Raw genomic sequence first — 21098 nt, forward strand, 5'->3', positions numbered from 1 at the left:
TATTTTTAGATATAATGTTGTACTATCCCCCTTTTGCTATTAATTTTCGTCGGATTTATGAACAGTTATCATAATGGAGAATTCATGACAACTCCACTTATTAACATAATGTATTTACTGTCACCTTATATTTGTACTTACGTACGAGCAATTCCTAATCTGCTTCAATTATAATTTGAATCATTTAATTTTTCTTCTTATCTGGCATCTACTCTTTAAACAAAAACTCCCCTTAAATCGAAAATGATTAAGGGGAGTTTTATATGCGATGCAATTATAGTTCAGATTTCACCCGAACAGAAACATTATTTTTAATTATATTTTTGACATCTTTAAAGCTAACAAAATTGTTACTTTTCTCATCCCAAAGACGGAAACGTAGTGATTGTAAGCTTGTAGCAAGCGTAATCGTTGGTACATTTTTTAAAGGAAGCGTATTATTGTGTGCCTCTTCTAGTTTATAGTTAGGTACTCTTGGGCTTAAATGGTGAACATGATGGAATCCAATATTACCCGTTAGAAATTGCAAAATTTTGGGAAGCTTATAAAAAGAACTTCCTTCCACTGCCGCTTTCACATATTCCCAATCTTTATCCTCTTCAAAATAAGAATCCTCAAATGTGTGCTGTACGTAAAACAGCCAAATCCCTACTGAACCTGCTATTAAGAATATAGTACCATGTACTAACAGAAACGATTGCCACCCAATCGCCCAGCAAAGTATAGCTACTACAGCAACGATTAAAATATTTGTTAAATAAGTGTTCATACGTTCTTTTTTTCTAGCACCTTTTCGGTTAAATCTATTTTTAAGCAGGAAAACATAAATTGGGCCTAACCCAAACATAACGAATGGATTGCGATATAAACGATATGCTAAACGGAGTCTAAATGGTGCTGCTACATATTCATCTACTGTAAGCGTCCAAATATCCCCTGTACCCCTCTTATCCAAATTACCACTCGTAGCGTGGTGAATAGAATGCTCATGCCCCCACTGATCAAATGGGAATAATGTTAAAACACCCATACACGTTCCAACTATTCTATTTGCACGTCGACTTTTAAAGAATGAATAATGGGTACAATCATGAAAAATAATGAAAATCCTTGTCATAAATCCAGCGGCTAACAGTGCTGGAACTAATGTTAACCAATAAGAAACTGACAAACTTTTATAAGCAAGGTACCATAAAATAATAAATGGCACGATTGTGTTGATCAGTTGCCAAACACTTTTTTTAATCGTTGATTTTTCAAAAGGAGCAACTTGTTTTTTTAAATTTTTAGTATTTTCTAAGGTCATTGTTCTAATTCCTTTCCTTTTTGTTGCTAATTCATATTATAGCACACTATTAGTATCAGGTGTTAAAAGTAGCTATAATAAATATTTTATACTATGAAAATCTCTTTTTTCTTACTCATTACTTACAAATTTCTTACGTCCAAAATAGCTTCTATAATTGGACAGACGGAGCATTTTATGTATCAAAAAAACTTCATATTTTTCCAATAAGTACATAAAAAACAGCGAGTTTTTTCACAAGAAGAAAAAAGCTGCAATCAGTCAGTTTCACCGACTTATCGCAGCTTCTCTTCTTTTTACCTTATTTTATCGATGAAGCCAAACTGCACCTGCAGACTTGTCTTCAGCTTGGCCTACTACTTCAAACTTCAGTCCTAGCTTCGGTAACTTACGTCCTGCATCAGGAATAACGCTGTTGATGTATTGCTTAGAATCATCAAATTTTGCCACTCCTGGTAATCCTTTATAATCAAAGATACCGCGTGTTGGTGAATTTACTTTCCATGTTGGTGTTTGATCAAATGAGAATGCCGCATCGGCAATTTGATAACGCGTACTGCTCTTCACAGTAGGTTGTCCGTTTAATGTCCCTACAATTGCCTCTGGATGAGAATCTACTACTCCTAAGAACCCTTCACCTGGATGAACGCCTACCCAGTTATCTGTAAAGCTTTGATCCGCATACCATACAACCATTCCTGTATTAAATACTGGGCCACGTGCATGTTGTAACGCAGTGTCAGAACCAGCGTAATTTCTCCACTCTACATAGTAATTATGTTTTTTCTGTTCAAATCCGTTAGACACAGTAAAGCCTTTTAACGTCATTGCTGGCTGACCTTCTGCATCATCAGAGAAAACAACTTTTCCATCTACAGTTAAGGCTGCATTATCTAACGCAAATCCTTTATAAGCTACTGCAATATCTGTTAAGTACTCAAATTGCAGTTTTACTTTTTTCCCTTTGAATTGGCTTAAATCGTATGATTTATCAACCCATTTACCATCAGTTGTATCCGCGCCGCCTTTTACATCTTTTTCGCCCATTCTATCAATGCGTGTCTTCGTTCCATCTTCTGCAATCGCATATACGTCAAGGAAATCATACTTCGCTTCAAGTTCGTAAAATGCCTTATAATCGAACTTAGCATCCTTTGCATTTGTTAAGTCAAATACTGGTGTCTCAAGTGTTGTATGAATGTCATTTCCTTTTGTACTGTAATAGAACTTCTTACCAAACGCCGATTCGATATTTTTTATATCTTTGTCCGGCAAGTTAACACGAACAATTCCAGGTCGTTTAGATTTTGTAGTACTTTGATCTACATATGTTGCAACACCGATTCCTTTGCTAAGTTTGTCATAATCTACTTCAAGAATATTCGCCCAGTTCCCCTTCATATTCTTTTGGAAAAACTCTTTATTTTGTGGTGAGAAACTCGTTGGCTCTGTTCCTGCAATTTTTCCAGCCCAGCTACCACCACTCATAATAGACCATGACTCAACAGGTTCACCTTGTCCTGAGTACTTTGTATCATATTCATCTGGTAAGCCTAAATCATGGCCATACTCATGTGCAAACACACCAACTGCTCCGTCTTCAGGCTCGATTGTATAATCATATGCAGCCATCTTTCCGCCCCAGTTCGAAACAGAAGATTTCGTGCCATCAATTGCATATGGTTTTGAACCTAGTTTTGAACGATGTGACCAAATCGCATCATCTTTCAATTTACCGCCGCCAGCTTCTTGACCAACGCCAGCATGTACAACCATTAAATGATCAATAATGCCATCTGGCTCATTTTTATTTCCATCACCATCTTGATCGTATTGATCAAATTGGTCATAGTCTGCTAAATTGATTCCTTTTGCTACCGCTGCTTTTAATGCTTCTTTCACAAAATCTTTTGGTCCTAAAGGCCCCTTGTTATCATGCCCAGTACCCGCATCAGCACCATAATCTGATGCTTTTCCTGGAACAGTAAGCCACTCTGTTACAGTCCCATCAACTGTATAGCTACCACCAGATTGTTCTTCATAATATTGCTTAAATGTGTTAATCTTCGATCCATCAAATAAAGTGAATGGTTCATCACCAAATAACATTTTTTGATAATGTTCACGATTAAAGTCCTTAGAATACATGTATCCTGGCTCTTGATCAATATTGTTATGCTTAAAATCGCTAAATTCTACAAGTAAAACAAGTACTTTATCTTTTCGAACAGCTCCATTGTATTCTTCTTGCTTCGCTGATGTAGTAGGTACTTTTCCATTTAATTTCCCTGGATTCAATGCTGCACCTTGTCCAGCTACTGGGCCTACTTCAGGCTGCTGTGCCTGTTCATTTTCCTTCATTTTTGTATCTTTTACTTTTTTCATAAAATCAGAAGCTTCTTGTGTAAGACTATCTCCTGTTAAGATTTCTTTCCCAGGGTTTTCCCCTTTCTTTTTCTCAACATATTTTTCGACAGCCTTTGACGTCTCAGCTTGTGATGCAGATTGATCAATTACCCCCCGTTGTTTCAGCGCTTCTGCCAAACGCTCCTCCGGTATTAAGTGCTCATCTATTGGTAGAGATGATGTTGGTGTCTCAGCATAAGCTGCGTGACCTCCAAAAGCAAACGTACTACTTAGTACTGCTGCTGTTGTTAATACCGCTAATGGTTTTAATTTCTTTTTCTTTTTCAATGTATTTCCTCCCCAGTGTCTGCAAATTATCGTTTTTTGCCGATAACAACATAATATTCGTTATAATACGAATATTCAATCTTTTTCAACAAATAAAATGTTGAGAAATATTTTTTTATGCAGGGTGAAATACATAAGATATAAAAACAAACAGACTCTCCTATAAATAACAGTGAACTTTTATATGTTCTTAGTTACAATTAAAATCCAGTAAATCTGGGATTCATACTTTTTTAATAAAAATAAGAATTAAATATTTTCTATACTATTTAATCTATGGATTACCATATTACTCACTATTCTCATTATTACAAGCTAATAGTGGTTCGTACATCATTATAGCGTGATTCTCTGTTACATATTGATCTTCTATTAACTGTTTCTGTTGATTATATACTTTACGTTGAATCACATTATGTCGTATATAACCGCCCCAGTATGCAGGTTGAATTGAATGTTCTTTCTCATACACTTCATATTGATAAAGTTGCGGATAGACTGTTCTCCATTCACCAACTAAATATTCATCTGTCATATAAAGATGAAGTTGATACGGTTGGTCCGTTTCATTTTTAATTTGTAAATCCAAATAGTTATAGGAACAAGTTGCTCCACTCCCAAACGGTTGAGTTCGCCTAGAATCAGGAAAGACATCAAAGCTATGACGATATCGTTCTGTTACTGTCAGTGGTGTATGTAAAGTCATCCAATATATTAAATTCGAAAGCTGACAAAGACCTCCTCCAATACCTGTTTGAAAAGATCCGTAATGTAATACCATACCTTCTACATACCCTTTTTTCCTCGTAGGCTTACCTATTAAACGCCAGTAAGAAAATGTTTCTCCTGGTCTAATGACGATACCATTTAGTTTTTTAACAGCAATTTTCAAATTAACAACCTTATTCTGTTGATACCACATATCTACATCTTTGAGCTTACGGAGTAATATCGTTCGGTGCTGAATTGCTGTACAAGGTAGCTTTTCTTGTTGGAACCTTTTTGCATATGTTTTTCCGTCTGATAACCACTGAATATACCTCTTTGTAGAGTAATACCACGTCCCTAGCATAATTCGATACTTAGAACGCTGTTTAGGACGTAAGTGCACTATATTCATTTTATTCCCTCTCTCTTTCTTCAAATAAATTCTAATATATCTCTAATTCAATAAACTACAGTTTTCTTAGCGGCATAATAATTTTTGTAAATAAAAAACGCAAAAAAATAATAAATTTACTCTAGTGGAGATTTTATTTTGAGGATTGCTTTCTAATTATATGAAACTGCGCTACAATACGATAAATTGAAATAAACACATTATAAATATAACGGATAACCTTAAATAAAAAATAATGAAAATTAAAGAAATTCTAAAGTATTAATATATTTTTCGTAAATATTAATTGATAATACATTAGACTTTACTATATGTATAAATTCTCTATTCTACAAAACGAAATTTTTTAATGTAAGAAAAGAATATAATTCCCCTTTAACATTTATACAAGTCTCCTCTGAAAAACTTTACAAAACAATCCGAGCCCTTATATTTAGAATGAACACAAAAAATTGCCACCAGTTAGCTTAACTGGTTGGCAATTTTTTAACGAGAATGCTTTACAAATAGTTGAATTGCTTCTTCTGGTACATAGCACTTTCCATTACTCTCTACAATAATACTTCTTAATTCATACCCTTTACCATTGATACGAATTATATTTTTGTTACCAAATAATTGTGCTTCTACTTTATTATGTTTTACTACGAGTAACGGGTTTGCTCCTTCGGTTTTGTCGGCTGTTACAGTTGCACCGATTTTTTTAAAGGCTTGTTCACTCTCTAAAAATATTTTATTCGTTACTTCTTCTAAGTTAAAGCCCATCGCTTTCGCCATCGTCTTCGCAATGTCTGTATTTTGGATTAAGCCTTCTGGTTTTTGAGGTCCATAAGAATGTAAGAATACATCCTCACCTGTATGTCCTCCTGTCGTAAAGCCGATATTTGCACGATTAGCCAATAATGTAGTAAGAATTCGTCCTACATCCATTTTCTTTTTTGCCACTTTTAATTTTTCTTTTTCATCATGAGTTAGATTATCCAAACCATATAATTTAGCTACATCTTCTACATTTGATAAATCAGATTTCAGTTTATTTATAGTTCCTTCAAGTGTCATTTTCGCCTTTTTCAATGGATCAATGTATGCAGAAACCGGTGTAGTATTGTATCCTTTTGTCGTATTCCTATTCCCTATAGAGATGCCGCTGTTACCATGATCAGTTAAAGCGATGAGCATCGTATCCCCATCTTTCTTCGCAAATTGTAACGCCTTTGCTACCGCTTCATCAAATGCCAATATATCACTAATCATCCCAATTGGATCATTAGCATGGGCTGCCCAATCAGGCTTACTACCTTCTATGAATAAAAAGAAACCATCTTTATCTTTTGATAATGTTTGAATTGCTTTTTCTGTCATTTGAGAAAGTGTTGGTTGTTCTGGGTTTGTTGCTATACGATCCAGATCAAACGCAAGAGCATGATGTGAGAAAGAGCCCCAAATTTTATTAGATTTGGAGTTCAATAACGCATCTTTCGTTTCAACAAAATCGTATCCTTTGTTTTGAATCACCTTTACTAAATTTTCACCATCTTTTCGGATTCCATTACTTTTCATAGGTAACAGCGCCGCTTTTCCCCCGCCTAATACGACATCTATATTTTGATATACTTGCTGCTTCGCAATTACGTCAAATTGCTTGCGATTGACATGGTGAGCCGAGAATCCCGCCGGAGTAGCATGCTGAATTTCAGATGTAGCAACAATTCCAGTTGCACGACCAGTACGTTTTGCACCTTCTAATACGTTTGCGACCGGCCGTAACTTGTCCTCTTCTTTTATTGGCTCTAAGCTAGGCGAACTTACAATAGAAGGTAATACACCTACATATCCTGAATTTGATTTATTTCCAGTTGCTAATGCTGTTGCTGCTGGCGCTGAGTCTGTAATAGCTGATTCCGCCGAAAACGTACGAACTCCTCCTGTTACAATTTGATCTAACGTAAGCGGTGCCCCTTTATACCAGCGAGCCAATGTTGTCGCCGTTGAACTCGTTCCGTCCATAACCATCATAATTATATTTTTAGGCTGATGTTCTACTTTTTTCACCTTAGCTTTGGCCGCATGATAATTCATCATACTTTCCGTACTTAATACGCTTACTATTATAGCTGCCACTAATAGCAACTTTTTCATCTTCACACCATAATTCAACATGATTGTTCCTCCATAAACTTTGCACTCATTTCAATACACCTTATCTCCTTTTTCATTCCACAACCTACATATGTTTTATTAGTTCCCAATTCTCATAAAGCTAACAATAGTTACTTTCCCTTTCTTTCCTTTATTAAATATCGGTATGTTTCATCTATCTTATAAAAAAGATTTAGCATTCTTTTCATTAATTACTTGTTTAACAATAAATCCTCGATTAAAAGAAATAAAAATTTATTGTTAAACAATAAATTTCATGTTAAATTAATAAGATATTAAATAAATGAGGTGCTTTTTATGAAACAAGGATCCACACTCTTTTTAAAGACCGTTGTGATTCTGATCGGAATCCCTGTTCTTGCTATGTGCATTTTTTTAGTCCCTAAAATAGGAAATTTCGCCGCAGAATTATATCCAGATATTGCATATATTAAATATCTTGTATTTATCAACTTATACGCAACAGCACTACCTTATTACTTCGCACTGTACCAAACATTTAAGCTTTTAAACTATATTGATAAAAACAACGCATTTTCAGAGTTATCTGTTAAAGCTTTAAAAAATATTAAGTACAGCGCATTGGCAATTAGTGTATTATATGTATTAGGTATGCCACTTTTCTATCTTGTGGCAGAGAGAGATGACGCCCCTGGCATTATTATTATCGGAATGATTATGATTTTTGCTTCAATGGTAATCGCGGTCTTTGCTGCCGTTCTCCAAAGACTATTAAAAGATGCTATAGATATAAAATCAGAAAATGATTTAACGGTCTGAGGTGAATAATATGGCAATTATCATTAATATTGATGTAATGTTAGCGAAAAGAAAAATGAGTGTAACAGAGCTTTCGGAGAAGGTTGGAATTACAATGGCTAACCTTTCTATTTTGAAAAACGGAAAAGCAAAAGCAGTTCGGTTTTCAACTTTAGAAGCAATATGTAAAGCATTAGAATGCCAACCGGGTGATATTTTAGAATATCAACCTGAAGAAACCGAATAAAAAGAGTCCTTCATACGAGAAGGACTCTTTTTATTACACATTACGGCGCAAAACTAATTTGACCAGTAAACAATAGGATAATTGCTATGATCCAAAATATAAAAAATGATGAGGACAGTATTAATGAAAGAATAGCAATTCCCTTCTTCTCTGTTCTTTTCGTCATTGTGATTATTGAAAGCATGATACCTACACCTGTCAGGGCAATTGTAATATAATCTCCAACTATATTACCTGCATTCGCTATCCTTGTTGGCGTTATAAACACGAATAGAAAACACAAAATACCGATGAGTAAAGATATATAGCTTATTATACTGTACTTCTTTTTAGGAACTATTTCTGTTTTCATACTAACCCCACCCCTTCTATATAGCTATGAGTTCATATTAACACGAATAACCATAATTTGGTTAAAACATAAAAAAGATAAAGTGGACGCTATCACTTTATCCTTCAGTTTATTTCTATCTAACAATTAACCTGGCTACTTCTTTAATAAAGATGGACGGACATTCTTTAACTCCTAGCAATTTTTATATACAGAAAATAAAATGAAATAGTTCTAAAAAATAAAGACTGTACCTTTAAAATGAAATATACAGTCTTAAATACTAACTTATTTTATAAAGAAAACTCTCTATTTATCACTACCTTAAAAAACTCCGAGTAATGTGATAAAGAATAATCCGCTACATCACAATTACCTTGAAACATACATGTTGAAATACCTAATTCTTTTGCAGGTAATAAATCTAATTCTCTATCTCCAATAGCTAAATCAATATTGTATTTTTTATGCAGATGATTATAAGCCAAAGAGTTCGGCTTTCGAGGAAAGCCATCGTCAATTGTAACCATATCTACGAAGTATTTTTCCCAGCCGTAATATTTTAAAATGGCCATAACCCCTTTCCTATGTTTATGGGTCATAATCACATTTTTATTTGCAAATTTCAAAACCTCTTCGACACCCGCAAAAGGTTCCATATCTTTTGGAGTAAATTTCCCCTTCAAAACTTTAATTTTTTCTTCCTGCTCGCATGAAATATTATAATATTGAATTGCATAAGAGTATGATATTTTTAAGTTTTTGTATATTTCTTGTTTTTCTACTGAATCACCTAATATTTCAGAAAGCATCATTGTATATGCAGGATACGTATCAAATAACGTCCCATCAAAATCCCATAAAATATTCATTCTATTCACCTTCTATTTTCAAATCATTCAATGACTAAATCCGCCCTATCCTTCGGCAATTCCATTTCTAAGTAATAATCCTCTGCTTTCCAATACCTATTTTCAAACTTTGAAAGGTTTTTCTGCGTTTTTTCACTCTCACGTAGAAACCTTGTCTCTCTTGGACAGTCCAAATAGACCATATAATGAAAGAAATCTCTCCATTCTTTTCGCTGTAGAAAGACTCCTTCAATAACAATTACGCCTACAATAGGAATCTGTACTTTTTTCATTTCACATGAGTCTGTTTCCTCTTGATAAAAAGGCAAAGTCAGTTTTGTCTCATGTTGTAACTTCTGAAAAAACTTCTGCCTCAAGTATGGAATATCCCACTGTAAACAATAATACTCATACCATTCTTCATATCCTGTATGATAGCGTTTATTACGCTCCACTATGTGATCATCAATATGAAAAATATGAAACGGAATGCCTTCTTGTTTCATATTTTCTTTTAAATTTGCTACGAATGTTGTTTTTCCAGATCGACTTAAACCATCTATACCTAAAATGAATCTATTTTCCCTATGCTTCTTCATAATCTTTATAAGTTCGTTTGTGCTCATTACTTCTTCCACTCTTCTTTTAATAAAGAATATAAAATAGTATCATGAGCAACTCCATTTTGAATCATATGTTTTCGAAGTAATCCTTCTTCTTGAAACCCTGCTTTACTTAATAATTTTTGAGAAGCTTTATTTTCTACATATACAACAGCAGCAATTCTTATAAGTTGCAATGTTTCAAACCCGTAAGCTAAAATCGCCTGTAACGCTTCCGTTGCGTACCCTTGTCCCCAATATGTATCATCTAATTCATAACCAATTTCAGCTCGTCTATGATGATTGTTAATTAAATGAAATCCACACGTCCCAATTAATTGGCCCGTCCCTTTTTTCTCGATTCCCCAGCGAAATACACTTCCTTCTTCATAACGATTTTTAAACGTTTGAATCGTTGTTTTCGCTTGCTCAATATTTTGAAAAGAATCCATTCCGAAATAACGTATAACAGATTCTTTCGAAAAATAACGGAACATCGTTTCCGCATCTAATAGTGTAAGTTCTCTTAAGAATAAACGTTCTGTTTCTAGTTTCGGAAATCCCATCTCTCTTTCTCCCTCTATTCTAATGAACTACAAATTTCAATATAATTTCCATCTGGATCAGCAATGTAAGAAATTGTTTGTCCCCACGGTTTTACAATAGGTTCAACTAAAATCTTAATACCTTGTTCTCTAAATTGCTCAATCGTTTCTTGTACATTCTCAACAACGAATCCTAATTCGAAATGAGAAGACTGTAATTCACCTTCTGTAAGCGGTAGTCCTGTTAATTCTTTCACATCTTGCCGCGTATTCATCGCTAAAATGGTAGTTCCAGTATTAAATTCAATATATGTACCGTGCTCTGCTTTTATAGGTAACTGTAAAATATCTTTATAGAATTTTAAACATTCCTCAAACTTTTCTACATATAAAATGATGTACTTCATTTTCAAATCCATTTTACATCCCCCTTTATATCTACCCCTAAAATTTCGACAAAAGTCTCATAAAAACCTTGTTCTTTGTAGTAATGAGCAAAAAAAATGAGGCCGATTTCTCGGCCCCCCAGCTTATTGGCATAAAACAGGAGATTTGGTTTGGACATAACCAGTTCGTACTTTTATTATATTTTATTTTTTCTGAATTTTAAATACATTAAACACCTATTTATATTGAGAAAGTTTTTTGCTTGCATAAAATTAAAGAGTTTAAGAAATGATACAAATGGAGGTGTATACATATGGAACCAATGCTATGTCCAAGTTGTAAAACGAACCGTACTCGCTTTAATATTCTTGAGCAACAAGTAAAACCAGTCAAATTAAATCCACAAACTGGTCAAGTAGAAGAAGAATATACAAATGACACGATGAATGCTTTTCATATGGCCTATCAAGGACCTACTTATCGCGTCCAATGCGCTGTATGTGGGCTTGTTGAAAACCCAGAACAATTTATTAAACCTGCTCAAAATCAGTCTTTCTAATAAAAACATTATTATCCCTTATAGAAATAGATTTTTCTATAAGGGATTTTTCCGTTTAATAACTTAATTAAAAATGTATTTCTTCCTTATTATATGTTAAACTTCGCACTCTTTTAGAAATGTTTACATAAGAGAGGTAAAACAAACAATAAAAAGATAACGCTTCCATCAATATTTCTACTATTAACTTGTCATATAGTCATCTTTTACTTTTGGATCTTCGATTGGGAGAAAATAACGACTCCTTACGATCTAACAATATGGATTGTTTCTACTATTTGTAGTCTTTTACTTTACTACCATTTTTAAAATCAAAAATCTAATAAATTAATATTAATTGCTAGTTCGTTATTGTTGATTATTTCTTCTTCATTTATGATTTTTTTAGGTGTTGTTACTGATATTATCTTTGTAACTGTTAGTTCTATGAATTAAAAAGTTGGTCTTTTATTATATAAAAAAGAATGAACAAAAAAAATATATATAGAAATTAGAGAAGTTGATTCCCATCAACATATATCTTCTCTAAGAATATCACTCTTTGTTAAAATATTTCCTTTTTTAACTTTTTAATCTTCCTAAATAAATTAATAAACGCATATAAATATATACAAACTAAAAACCCTACCATACCTTTATATAATCCTGATTCTGATACTCCAAGAAAACATAAGTAAAGCACTGGAATTAACATTACAAACATAATTGCAACGAACTGTATCAATTCAACAAGTTTTTGTATCTTCGTTTCTTTGTCTGAATAAATATCAGGTAACTCATTTTCCTCTTCTACTTCTTTACAAAAGTAATTCCACTTCGCAAAACTCGTTACATGTTTCCAACCACACATTTCATATATTTCGATATATTCTTTTTGTTTTTCTGTCGAATCTTTATACTCTAATCTAAAGTCTGCTTTATATACTACATCTTTCGGCTCAGTTTTCTTAAACCTATACATTACGTTATACTTTTGTAACGCCCAGCCTTGTTGATGCATTTTACGTAAATACGCTTCTTCTTTTTCTAAGCTCCATACTGCGAAAGGTTTGAATATCTTCTTTGTCTCCATCTTCCATTCACTCCCCTAATATACTGTTTCCATTCTTTACAGACCGCTGTAATCTGTTGTACTCCAGTTCCAGCACTTCTCTCCCAAACGGCGTTAACTCATAGCACTTCTTTCTATCTGTAGAGGCAACTTCAACAATTAACTTCTCTTTTAGTAACTTCGTCGTATTCCCGTATAAAGTACCAGGACCAAGCTTTACTTCCCCATTTGTCATCTCTTCTACCATTTGCATAATTCCATATCCGTGCATTGGTTTCACTAGTGATAACAGTATGTAATATGTCGCCTCAGTTAACGGAATATATTTTTGCGCCTTCGCATTCATTATAACTACCTCCGATGCATCGCCTTATGATATATCGACTTGCGATACATCATAAGGCGATATTGTATAATCATATTCCAAAATATGCAAGAGTAATTTAATAATTAAATATCCATTTCTTTGAATTAAAAAACCATACAAATTTTCTGAATAATTTGTTAAAATATAGAAATATTAGCTCTTTTATAATGAAAGGAATGGTACATATGATACATAAATTGAAAGAAAACATCGGATCTGTGTTTGTTGGGAAAGAAAATGTTATTGATCTACTGCTCGTTTCACTTCTTGCTGATGGACATGCACTACTCGAAGACGTGCCTGGTACTGGGAAAACGTTACTGGCGAAAACCATTTCCAAAAGTATTGGTGGTAGTTTTTCTCGCGTTCAATTCACCCCTGATGTACTTCCAAGTGATGTAACAGGTATTGAATACTTCAACCCAAAAACAAGCGAATTCGAATTAAGAATTGGACCGGTTATGACAAACATTTTGCTAGCAGATGAAATTAACCGTGCAATGCCGAGAACGCAGTCGAGTTTGTTAGAAGCGATGGAAGAACGACAAGTGACGCTCGAAAAAAAATCTACGCCTCTGCCGAAACCGTTCTTTGTTATTGCGACGCAAAACCCAATCGAATCACAAGGGACTTTCCCTCTTCCAGATGCACAGCTTGATCGCTTTTTAATGACGATTTCAATTGGTTATCCAACTCCTAAAGATGAGTTACAAATGATGCGACGTTTTCGGAACGATTTACCATTAGAAAGTGTCACATCTGTCATCTCATTAGAAGATATTTTAGAAGCTCAAAAACGAGTAAAAGAAATATTTGTTTCGGAACCGTTAGAACATTACATTATTAAACTTGCTCATGCTACAAGAAATCATGATTATATCGCTAACGGTGTAAGCCCACGTGCCACATTAGCTTTAGTACGTGCTGTTCAAGCTTTAGCCTTTTTACATGGGAGAGAATATTGCACACCAGAAGATATACAATTGTTAGTTCCTTCTGTTTGGAATCACCGTATCGTCTTATCAATGGAAGGTGCATTACGTACGACAAAAAATGATATTATGCAAAGTATTTTAAAAGAAGTTGATGTACCCGTGGAGATTGAGCAAGCATGAATGGACAGCGCGTTGTAACTGTACCTTTATTTTTTCAACTTCATATTATTCAACTAACCGTTCCAATCGCGTTACTTTTCACATTCTTTTTCCCGCAACGAATGCTTATGTTTCTCTTTTTCTTCTATTATATATTTGCGATTTTTATTTATAAATATGTCGCTTTCATAGAGAAGAAGTTTCAAATCATAAATGAGAAACAAACTACACGGCTTTTTCCTGAGGAATCTGGACCGTTTTTTATTCATTTAAAAAATGGAGCCAGCATACCGCTCGTTAATGGTGTTTGTTACTTTCATTTAAATTCGTCCCTTATACCGCATAAAGAGCAAGGCATTGAACAAATATCAAAAACGTTATTCTCTTTCCCATTTTCACAACCTGCACATTCGGCACAAAAATGGGATTTAACATTAACCGCTACGAAGCGTGGGGTGTTTCAAATTGAACAGTTTGAATGTGTATTAAAAGATCCATTTCATCTATTAACTGTACATTTACCTGTTTTTGATAAATTAAGGACTGAAATTATTGTGTATCCTTCTCCTAAAGAAGTAGCAGGTTTGCAAGAACTTCAGCAACTTTTAATCGGATCCTATCAAACGAATTTTTCTTTTTACAATGACGAAACATCTATTATAGGTGTAAAACGCTATGAACGTGAATCATTCCGTTCTATTCATTGGAAGGCATCTGCTAAAATGCAGGAATTACAAGCGAAGCAATATGAACCTGTAAAAAATTATAGTTGGACGATTTGTCTTTCTTTAGCTGCCGATCGTGGATTTGGTTGGAAAGATAATGTTGAAGATTTAATTTCATTCGCAACATACATTTGCCAATATGCAACGAAGCATCAAATACCGTTTGAATTATTTATTAGTGTATTAGCAGAAGGTGGTGCATTACATTTATCGTTACATGAAGGGCAAACGCAATATGCAAAAGCTTTAGAAGAATTAGCCCGTATTTCAGATGATAGTACGTTACTTCCGAAACAAGGATTCCTTCATTATGTAACGAGAAAGAGAGAACGATCGTCTACAATGATATACATTGGTTTACAAAGAAATGAACTCCCTCTTCTCTCGCAGCCAACGTTTCTCATTACTAGTGAAGGGATGGTGGAATCGGTTGAAAACTTGGCTATATCACATTCATGATTTCATTCTGCTCCTCCTGCTTTCATTATTAACAGAAAGAGATGAACTAATTAGTATTGCAATATTTTTAACAACAGGCTATATTGGAGTATTTCTTATTCATAAATTTATGCAGAAAAAAACAACAGGATTTGTAATACTTTTAGTTCTTCAAATCGTTCTTTTCTCTTTATTTTTACCTTTTTCTCTTTTTGGCACAATCATATTACCACTATTTTTCTTTATCGTACATGTGGTCGGACCTGGATATCCAGTTCAAAAATCTTTAGGTGGTATTGTATGGTTTGTCGTTTCAGTTATATTTTATGCACCCTTTCCACCGTTGTGGAAACTATTAATGTTAGCCTTGCATCTTATGATTACATTTTGGTTAACCGGGGCAAATCGCAAACAACAACTATTACGTTTTGCTTCTATCATTACGATTGGCTTAATGAGTATATTAATTGTTCAAATATTTCCTTTCATTCGACTTATTTTTGGTTTTATAACGGAAGTAGTCGCATTAGGCGTCGGCTATGCTTTAATGCCATTAATTAAAGCAGCGGAATTAAAAGATACTGAAGATGTTTGGGCAAATAAAGGACATCTCTTAAAACCAAAAATTGAAGACGGAAAAAAAATTCCTGATTTTGATCCAATACTCATAAATAGCGCTACAATAATAGTCTGTACAGCTATCGCTATTTACGTCGTTTGGAAAATAGTAAAAAAACGAAAACATTTAAGTTTACCAAATATGCACGTCTTCGAATCTACTATCATTACTGATAAAGAAGGAATGAGCCAAAATCGTTTTAAACGAAATAAACCGCCACATAACGAAATTCGGAAGGAAATTTTCAAGCTAGAGAGTAAGTTAACCCCTCCTTTAAATAGAAAACGGGGAGAAACTGTTGAGGCTTGGCTAGAAAGAATACATGATGAAGAAGATGTAAATATTCAAAGTGATATTATTATAGATGCTTATAATACGGTGCGTTATTCAAATGGTAAAAGCATTGTACTTCTGCATGAATTTAAGGAAGAGATTCATAAGCTTTATGCATATCAAAAACATTTGAAGAAAAGAAAGAAATAAGACAACAAAAGACTCCTATTTTTTCATTCATGTGCTCAGTTTAGGGAGAGAAAAATGCTAATAACCATTAGAAATAACACAATAATTTGTATGTATTTCGCATTATAAATAGCAAACTAAAACGCTCAGAAAATATTCTGAGCGTTTTCATTTCCTTCTTCAACTAAAGTACCAGTTAGTGCAAAAAGCTATTTCACCATTTGTATTGTTAACTTATCTTTTAACATTGAGCTATATGAATCAATTTCATATTTTGTATTATTGATTTTTTCTTTTTTCATTTTTAACATATCGAATATTTCTAATTCTAAATTCCTTCTAGCTTCAAGAACTTTTATCGCTCCTTCTACACCTGAATGGTTATGTTCTTTCCCATAGCCTTGGTTAGTGTAATAGTCGACGATTCCTGTGGACCATTCTGGAGTTCTTTCTTTTAGTGCCTTCCTAAATGAAAATTCAAGATTATCTTGTTCTACATACAATAACATTGGATTTAAATTCTCTATAATTTTTGCAACTTTCATTACATAATTTATTATTTTTTCTTTTTGTTCACCATATTTAATCATCCCAATAGTTAATGAGTTTTGTATGAAACAACATTCAAAGATATAAACCTTATTGTCTTCTAGAGCACTTTCAGTAAAGTCATTCCATTTGTCAGCAATTAATTCAACATTTTTATCGAATGACAATTCATATATATCGTTTTTTGAAATATCGTTAAATAATTCGTCCGAAAACTGATCACCAAACTCATTTTTTATCTTTCTGTATGGTAATAAATAATTGCTTCCTTTTTTTAGAACTCTTTTAAGAAGCACTTCTTTAAAATCTCCACTGTTAGATAATAATCTATCAAATTCAAATTTATTAAAACAAGATACACCATCATAGTCGGCTGGATGGTTCAAATTTCCCTCTAAAAATAGTTCAACTTCAATTTTATTTTGGCTTAGAATTTCATTTATTAGCTTTGCAGTGGTTGATTTTCCAAATCCAGGTAAACCTTCTACTATTATTAGTTTTGTGTTCATAATTATAAATCCCTTTCTTCAAAGTATTTAACCAAGATAAAAAAATCACTTACTTCACTGCAATCACCCCTTCAAAATATGATATTCACCATTTCCTTTGAAAAATCCTGCTTAAAGTAACCTGACCGTTAGTTTAAGAACATTTTTTCACAATCTCTATAATTATTTTAACGTAATTTTCCATTTACCTTTAAAAAAATATAGTCCACCATTATTTGAGTGAACTATCTAAATTAAATTATATCTCTTAAATCAAACAATTTTCCAGTAATACCCAATTGTTATACTGGTGTTTTTACTGTTTTCTTTTTCCCTTCGTTTGTGGTAAATGGCATACAAAAGTTATAATGGGTTCGAATTATCGTTAGAGCCATTTGTGCGTATTTTGGATTAAAATTAGAATAGATATAACTTTTACCATCTCCACGAGCTATCATTAAAGGTCTTTCTAGACAACCAATTTAGCAATGGTTTTAGTATATAAAATAGCAAGAGTACATAAAAGTGCTTAAACATTTTAATAACAATATAAAAAAGGATGCTAAATCATATGTGATTTACATCCCTTTTTTGTTTGTTATTTTATATTTTCTCTCCCGTAACTGAACCCGTTATTTATTCATAGGAGTCTTTTTATACTTCTACGTTGCTTTTTAAATTGAAGCATTCTTCCCTGCTTCAATTTCTAATGACTCTTCATGCCACCAAAGTGTTTCTTCAGGGTCTTCTTTAGCAATTAGGTGTGCTTCTTTTTTCGTTTCTACTGTAGGATATGAACCTTTTAGCGCACGCCCTGAAGTCGTAACAAATAGTACACTAAATACAACTAATCCAATAATACTTACACCTGCTAAATAAAATGCTGGTGCGAGCGGGTTACCAGTTGCATGAACTAAGTATGAACATACGAGCGGTGTTGTTCCACCGAATATCGATACAGAAATATTAAATGAGATCGAAAGTGCTCGATAACGTACATCGGTGAAAAAGAGTGATGGTAATAATGAAGGTAATGTTCCTTCATATACACTTAAGAAGAAACCTAGTACGAAAATACCTGCAAATATAGCTGCAATATGTCCGTTACCTATTAGTAAAAATGCTGGAATTGCAAATACAGTTAAACCAAGTAAACCAATTTGCACAACGCGTTTATTACCAATTTTATCACTTAACTTACCGAAATATAGTGCTAGTGGAATCATAAGTGCCATCGTAATAGAAATAATTAATAAGCCTGTTGTTTCTTCGACTTTAAGTACTTGAGTTAGATAAGAAGGAATATACGAAAGAATCATATAATTTGTAATATTAAAGAAGGCGACAATTACTGTGCTTAATAAGAAGTCTTTTTTGTGATATTTAATAATATCCATAAATGAAAATTGTTCATTGTCTTCAGATCCCTCTTGTGCTTTTTCCATCTCTTCAAAGATTGGAGATTCATCTAGATGACGGCGTAAGTATAAACCGACCAAACCAATTGGTGCAGCTACTAAGAACGGAATACGCCATCCCCAGCTGAGCATTTGCTCATCTGTTAACAATAACGTCAAAATGGTAACAATTACCGATGCAGCAATGTAACCTGAGAGTGTTCCAATTTCAAGACCACTACCGAGTATACCACGCTTTTTATCTGGAGAAGATTCTGCGATATAAACCATTGCACCTGAATATTCGCCGCCTGTAGAGAAGCCTTGAATCATTCGGGCAACTAAAAGTAGTATTGGTGCCCATACACCAATTTGTTCATAGGTTGGTAGTAATGCGATGAATAATGTAGAAAGTGCCATTAAAATAATAGTAGTACTTAACACGATTTTTCGGCCGTACTTATCTCCTATTCTACCAAAGAATACACCTCCGATTGGTCGAACGAGAAAGGCTGCTGCAAATGTACCGAATGTAAGTACAAGCTGCAATCCACTATTATCAACACCTGAGAAGAATAATTGACTTAAAATAACCGCTAAATACGCGTATAATCCGAAGTCAAACCACTCCATTGCGTTTCCTATACCAGTAGCAATTACTGCTTTCCTGGCTTGTTTAGGATTGACAATATTAACGTCTTGAGGTTCAAAATTTAAATCATTATTTTGTTGCATATAATAAAACAGCTCCTTATTTAATTTAACTTCTTTAAGCACACCTTCTCTTATTGAATAAAATTAATTCGAAGCACTTAAGGAAAATTAACGTCTCCTTATCTGTTATTATTGTTTCACATAATTAATTATTTGTCCAATGAGATGCTCTCTATGTTAAGTAATTTACTATTTTAAAAAGCTAAAGAAGCCGCTAAAATAGCGGCTTCTTTAGCTTTTTATATTTTTTTATATTTTTTTAAATACTTGCTGTAGCAGCTATGTTATGAACACAGGAAATAAATTCATAAGTGAATGCGTCAATTTCCTCTTTCGTAATAATATACGGCGGAAGTAATCGAATAATATTCCCTTGTGTTACATCGACTAACATCCCTTTATTCATTAACTCAATCTGTAATTTCTTCACATTTTCATTCGTGTCATTCACACTTATCCCAAACATCATCCCCGCATGACGCACTTCCTGAATATAATAAGAATTTTCTTTCTGAATGTCTTGCAGTTTGTCATTTAAATATAGTGACGTTTCATAAGCTTCTTGCATTAACCCATCATCAAGTAATGTATTTAATACAGTTAAACCTAATGCTGTTCCCATTGATGAGTGAGCAAACGTTGTCCCGTGATCTCCTGGTGAAAATACATCACATAACTTTTCACCTACAATAATTCCCCCTAGCGGTATCCCGCCTCCTGCTCCTTTACCGATTTGAATAATGTCCGGTGTAATATTAAAATTTTGATAAGCAAATAGTTTTCCCGTTCGACCCATTCCACTTTGAACTTCATCAACGACAAGAAGTACATTATATTTTTTACATAAATTTTGAACACCATGTAAATATTCACTTGATAAAGGATAAATCCCCCCGCTACCTAAAACAGGCTCTAGCATAATCGCAATTGGATTTTCTTTAATAATGGTTTCTTCTAATTGGTCTATATTCTCGCGCTCTACTTCATATACAGGAATAGATGTTTTAGGAAAATTTTGATATACTTTTTCTTGTCTCGTAAAATGTAGTGCCCCTAACGTCCTCCCGTGAAAACTATCTTTTAACACAACTACTCCATCACGCTCTTCATTCGCAATAGATCTATATTTATCAATTAATTTTAATGTCGTTTCTGTCGCTTCCGTACCAGAGTTTGTAAAAAAGACTTTTCCGCTTTTTAAAGTACAACCTACTAATTTCTTTGCATACTCAATTGCAACTGGGTTTAAAAAATGAAACGGTAAATGCAACGATTTCGCAACTTGCTCCATTGTCGTTTGTACAATTTTAGGATGATTATATCCTAATACATTTACTCCTACGCCAGAAAATAAATCTAAATACTCTTTACCATCTACATCATACAGTTTACACCCTTCTCCCCTTTCCATTGCAACCTCTGTACGACAATATGTAGACATCATATATTCTTTATCTAATTGAAACCAATCCGACATGCTAAATTCCTCCTAGTTATTTTCCCTTTTTTAACGTTCATTCTCTATATAATCGTTTATAAATTAAGTTTTAAGATTGAAATTTTAATAGTGGTTTTCTTCCACATTTTTAGTAAAACGTGTGCTTTCTCTTCCCGATATTCATTTTTCCATAAT

General features: G+C 33.5%; 20 protein-coding genes and 2 pseudogenes. 7 read left to right on the forward strand and 15 right to left on the reverse strand.

Features of this window, described 5'->3' with window-relative positions:
• Window positions 1-274: 274 nt before the first annotated feature.
• The 4 genes from ACLBXA_RS06945 to ACLBXA_RS06960 all read right to left on the reverse strand — a co-directional run bounded on the left by ACLBXA_RS06945 (window position 275) and on the right by ACLBXA_RS06960 (window position 7280).
• Entirely contained in the window at window positions 275-1306 is a 1032-nt protein-coding gene (locus tag ACLBXA_RS06945) for a fatty acid desaturase (RefSeq protein WP_000171500.1), read from the reverse strand.
• Between the two features lie 306 nt (window positions 1307-1612).
• Window positions 1613-4000, reverse strand: a complete 2388-nt coding sequence (locus tag ACLBXA_RS06950; protein ID WP_332277433.1) for an immune inhibitor A domain-containing protein — start codon at window positions 3998-4000, stop codon at window positions 1613-1615.
• A gap of 289 nt (window positions 4001-4289) precedes the next feature.
• Window positions 4290-5120: a VanW family protein gene (locus ACLBXA_RS06955; RefSeq protein ID WP_001028246.1), complete on the reverse strand. Its 831-nt coding sequence runs from the start codon at window positions 5118-5120 to the stop codon at window positions 4290-4292.
• A 486-nt stretch (window positions 5121-5606) separates the two neighbouring features.
• Window positions 5607-7280, reverse strand: coding sequence for an alkaline phosphatase (locus ACLBXA_RS06960; protein ID WP_137050334.1), 1674 nt, complete (start codon window positions 7278-7280; stop codon window positions 5607-5609).
• A gap of 297 nt (window positions 7281-7577) precedes the next feature.
• On the opposite strand from ACLBXA_RS06960, the gene ACLBXA_RS06965 reads away from it, so the two are divergent.
• Entirely contained in the window at window positions 7578-8060 is a 483-nt protein-coding gene (locus tag ACLBXA_RS06965) for a DUF2975 domain-containing protein (protein WP_000809121.1), read from the forward strand.
• Window positions 8061-8070: 10 nt separating this feature from the next.
• The gene (locus ACLBXA_RS06970; protein ID WP_000974622.1) at window positions 8071-8286 is read left to right on the forward strand and encodes a helix-turn-helix domain-containing protein; all 216 of its coding nucleotides are present in this window, start codon (window positions 8071-8073) and stop codon (window positions 8284-8286) included.
• A 40-nt stretch (window positions 8287-8326) separates the two neighbouring features.
• Here the strand turns inward: ACLBXA_RS06970 and ACLBXA_RS06975 are convergent, their stop codons facing one another.
• The 5 genes from ACLBXA_RS06975 to ACLBXA_RS06995 all read right to left on the reverse strand — a co-directional run bounded on the left by ACLBXA_RS06975 (window position 8327) and on the right by ACLBXA_RS06995 (window position 11034).
• Window positions 8327-8638, reverse strand: coding sequence for a hypothetical protein (locus tag ACLBXA_RS06975; RefSeq protein WP_000845550.1), 312 nt, complete (start codon window positions 8636-8638; stop codon window positions 8327-8329).
• A 272-nt stretch (window positions 8639-8910) separates the two neighbouring features.
• Entirely contained in the window at window positions 8911-9489 is a 579-nt protein-coding gene (locus tag ACLBXA_RS06980; protein WP_001024247.1) for an HAD-IA family hydrolase, read from the reverse strand.
• 23 nt (window positions 9490-9512) lie between these two features.
• On the reverse strand, window positions 9513-10094 hold the full coding sequence (locus tag ACLBXA_RS06985) for a kinase (protein WP_000106089.1): 582 nt from the start codon (window positions 10092-10094) through the stop codon (window positions 9513-9515).
• A complete protein-coding gene (locus ACLBXA_RS06990) occupies window positions 10094-10636 on the reverse strand; it encodes a GNAT family N-acetyltransferase (protein ID WP_000506642.1) in 543 nt (180 codons plus the stop codon). The genes ACLBXA_RS06985 and ACLBXA_RS06990 overlap by 1 nt, the downstream gene beginning before the upstream one ends.
• 14 nt (window positions 10637-10650) lie before the next feature.
• Window positions 10651-11034 (reverse strand): VOC family protein, encoded by a 384-nt coding sequence (locus tag ACLBXA_RS06995; RefSeq protein WP_000364500.1) that lies wholly within the window; start codon window positions 11032-11034, stop codon window positions 10651-10653.
• 281 nt (window positions 11035-11315) lie between these two features.
• Between ACLBXA_RS06995 and ACLBXA_RS07000 the strand changes: the two genes are divergently transcribed.
• Together ACLBXA_RS07000 and ACLBXA_RS07005 are read left to right on the forward strand one after the other, a co-directional pair.
• Entirely contained in the window at window positions 11316-11561 is a 246-nt protein-coding gene (locus tag ACLBXA_RS07000; RefSeq protein ID WP_000433605.1) for a hypothetical protein, read from the forward strand.
• Window positions 11562-11717: 156 nt separating this feature from the next.
• Window positions 11718-11996 (forward strand): annotated as a pseudogene (locus tag ACLBXA_RS07005) (hypothetical protein).
• A 109-nt stretch (window positions 11997-12105) separates the two neighbouring features.
• Here the strand turns inward: ACLBXA_RS07005 and ACLBXA_RS07010 are convergent.
• Both ACLBXA_RS07010 and ACLBXA_RS07015 read right to left on the reverse strand, forming a co-directional pair.
• A complete protein-coding gene (locus ACLBXA_RS07010) occupies window positions 12106-12633 on the reverse strand; it encodes a DUF2812 domain-containing protein (protein ID WP_000448309.1) in 528 nt (175 codons plus the stop codon).
• A 7-nt stretch (window positions 12634-12640) separates the two neighbouring features.
• On the reverse strand, window positions 12641-12958 hold the full coding sequence (locus ACLBXA_RS07015) for a PadR family transcriptional regulator (protein ID WP_000991890.1): 318 nt from the start codon (window positions 12956-12958) through the stop codon (window positions 12641-12643).
• Window positions 12959-13164: 206 nt separating this feature from the next.
• Here ACLBXA_RS07015 and ACLBXA_RS07020 point away from each other — a divergent pair, with 206 nt between their 5' ends.
• Genes ACLBXA_RS07020 through ACLBXA_RS07030 form a run of 3 tightly spaced genes read left to right on the forward strand, consistent with a single transcriptional unit; the run spans window position 13165 to window position 16338 of the window.
• Window positions 13165-14094 carry an AAA family ATPase gene (locus ACLBXA_RS07020; RefSeq protein ID WP_000581417.1) on the forward strand — a complete coding sequence of 310 codons (930 nt, stop codon included), beginning with the start codon at window positions 13165-13167 and terminating at the stop codon, window positions 14092-14094.
• Window positions 14091-15257: a DUF58 domain-containing protein gene (locus tag ACLBXA_RS07025; protein ID WP_150158920.1), complete on the forward strand. Its 1167-nt coding sequence runs from the start codon at window positions 14091-14093 to the stop codon at window positions 15255-15257. The genes ACLBXA_RS07020 and ACLBXA_RS07025 overlap by 4 nt, the downstream gene beginning before the upstream one ends.
• Window positions 15229-16338 (forward strand): DUF4018 domain-containing protein, encoded by a 1110-nt coding sequence (locus ACLBXA_RS07030; protein ID WP_000860493.1) that lies wholly within the window; start codon window positions 15229-15231, stop codon window positions 16336-16338. Before ACLBXA_RS07025 ends, ACLBXA_RS07030 begins: the two co-directional genes overlap by 29 nt.
• Before the next feature lie 188 nt (window positions 16339-16526).
• On the opposite strand, the gene ACLBXA_RS07035 is transcribed toward ACLBXA_RS07030, so the two are convergent.
• The 4 genes and pseudogenes from ACLBXA_RS07035 to ACLBXA_RS07050 all read right to left on the reverse strand — a co-directional run bounded on the left by ACLBXA_RS07035 (window position 16527) and on the right by ACLBXA_RS07050 (window position 20942).
• Entirely contained in the window at window positions 16527-17375 is an 849-nt protein-coding gene (locus tag ACLBXA_RS07035; RefSeq protein WP_001093193.1) for a PRK06761 family protein, read from the reverse strand.
• 281 nt (window positions 17376-17656) lie between these two features.
• A pseudogene (locus ACLBXA_RS07040) lies at window positions 17657-17836 on the reverse strand (hypothetical protein); the annotation flags it as partial.
• Window positions 17837-18028: 192 nt separating this feature from the next.
• On the reverse strand, window positions 18029-19486 hold the full coding sequence (locus ACLBXA_RS07045; RefSeq protein ID WP_098578334.1) for an MFS transporter: 1458 nt from the start codon (window positions 19484-19486) through the stop codon (window positions 18029-18031).
• Window positions 19487-19724: 238 nt separating this feature from the next.
• Window positions 19725-20942, reverse strand: coding sequence for an aspartate aminotransferase family protein (locus ACLBXA_RS07050; RefSeq protein WP_001286468.1), 1218 nt, complete (start codon window positions 20940-20942; stop codon window positions 19725-19727).
• Window positions 20943-21098 lie beyond the last annotated feature (156 nt).

This window comes from Bacillus sp. D48C (assembly GCF_053345735.1).

Bases quoted from the DNA above. Each gene is read 5' to 3' on its own strand.
- ACLBXA_RS06990 (WP_000506642.1), bottom strand. From the start codon at position 10,636: ATGGGATTTCCGAAACTAGAAACAGAACGTTTATTCTTAAGAGAACTT.
- ACLBXA_RS06995 (WP_000364500.1), bottom strand. From the start codon at position 11,034: ATGGATTTGAAAATGAAGTACATCATTTTATATGTAGAAAAGTTTGAG.
- ACLBXA_RS06960 (WP_137050334.1), bottom strand. From the start codon at position 7,280: ATGTTGAATTATGGTGTGAAGATGAAAAAGTTGCTATTAGTGGCAGCT.
- ACLBXA_RS07000 (WP_000433605.1), top strand. From the start codon at position 11,316: ATGGAACCAATGCTATGTCCAAGTTGTAAAACGAACCGTACTCGCTTT.
- ACLBXA_RS06965 (WP_000809121.1), top strand. From the start codon at position 7,578: ATGAAACAAGGATCCACACTCTTTTTAAAGACCGTTGTGATTCTGATC.
- ACLBXA_RS07025 (WP_150158920.1), top strand. From the start codon at position 14,091: ATGAATGGACAGCGCGTTGTAACTGTACCTTTATTTTTTCAACTTCAT.
- ACLBXA_RS06945 (WP_000171500.1), bottom strand. From the start codon at position 1,306: ATGACCTTAGAAAATACTAAAAATTTAAAAAAACAAGTTGCTCCTTTT.
- ACLBXA_RS07035 (WP_001093193.1), bottom strand. From the start codon at position 17,375: ATGAACACAAAACTAATAATAGTAGAAGGTTTACCTGGATTTGGAAAA.
- ACLBXA_RS07010 (WP_000448309.1), bottom strand. From the start codon at position 12,633: ATGGAGACAAAGAAGATATTCAAACCTTTCGCAGTATGGAGCTTAGAA.
- ACLBXA_RS06975 (WP_000845550.1), bottom strand. From the start codon at position 8,638: ATGAAAACAGAAATAGTTCCTAAAAAGAAGTACAGTATAATAAGCTAT.
- ACLBXA_RS07020 (WP_000581417.1), top strand. From the start codon at position 13,165: ATGATACATAAATTGAAAGAAAACATCGGATCTGTGTTTGTTGGGAAA.
- ACLBXA_RS06955 (WP_001028246.1), bottom strand. From the start codon at position 5,120: ATGAATATAGTGCACTTACGTCCTAAACAGCGTTCTAAGTATCGAATT.
- ACLBXA_RS07045 (WP_098578334.1), bottom strand. From the start codon at position 19,486: ATGCAACAAAATAATGATTTAAATTTTGAACCTCAAGACGTTAATATT.
- ACLBXA_RS07015 (WP_000991890.1), bottom strand. From the start codon at position 12,958: ATGAATGCGAAGGCGCAAAAATATATTCCGTTAACTGAGGCGACATAT.
- ACLBXA_RS07050 (WP_001286468.1), bottom strand. From the start codon at position 20,942: ATGTCGGATTGGTTTCAATTAGATAAAGAATATATGATGTCTACATAT.
- ACLBXA_RS06980 (WP_001024247.1), bottom strand. From the start codon at position 9,489: ATGAATATTTTATGGGATTTTGATGGGACGTTATTTGATACGTATCCT.
- ACLBXA_RS06970 (WP_000974622.1), top strand. From the start codon at position 8,071: ATGGCAATTATCATTAATATTGATGTAATGTTAGCGAAAAGAAAAATG.
- ACLBXA_RS06985 (WP_000106089.1), bottom strand. From the start codon at position 10,094: ATGAGCACAAACGAACTTATAAAGATTATGAAGAAGCATAGGGAAAAT.